Consider the following 329-nt stretch of genomic DNA (forward strand, 5'->3'; position numbering starts at 1 on the left):
AACCTGCGACCAATTGATTAAAAGTCAACTGCTCTACCAACTGAGCTAACGACCCGCTCGGGTACTACCTGAATTTTTTCACTCGTCACCAATATTAAATTGGTGGGTCGTGCAGGATGACTCGCTTTCGCTTGCCCTTCGGGCCGTTGCTACGCAACGTTATCCTTCACGTTCAACATCTGAGTTCGATGTTAAATTGGTGGGTCGTGCAGGATTCGAACCTGCGACCAATTGATTAAAAGTCAACTGCTCTACCAACTGAGCTAACGACCCGAGTGGTGGGTGATGACGGGATCGAACCGCCGACCCCCTCCTTGTAAGGGAGGTGC

1 tRNA gene is annotated in these 329 nt (G+C 50.5%); it reads right to left on the reverse strand.

Going from position 1 to position 329, the window contains the following annotated elements:
• Positions 1 to 197: 197 nt before the first annotated feature.
• Positions 198 to 273: transfer RNA gene (locus tag CWM52_RS25960), tRNA-Lys, on the reverse strand.
• Positions 274 to 329: the final 56 nt, after the last annotated feature.

The sequence above is a fragment of the Raoultella sp. T31 genome, assembly GCF_002806725.1.
GTDB classification, from domain to species: Bacteria; Pseudomonadota; Gammaproteobacteria; order Enterobacterales; family Enterobacteriaceae; genus Klebsiella; species Klebsiella electrica.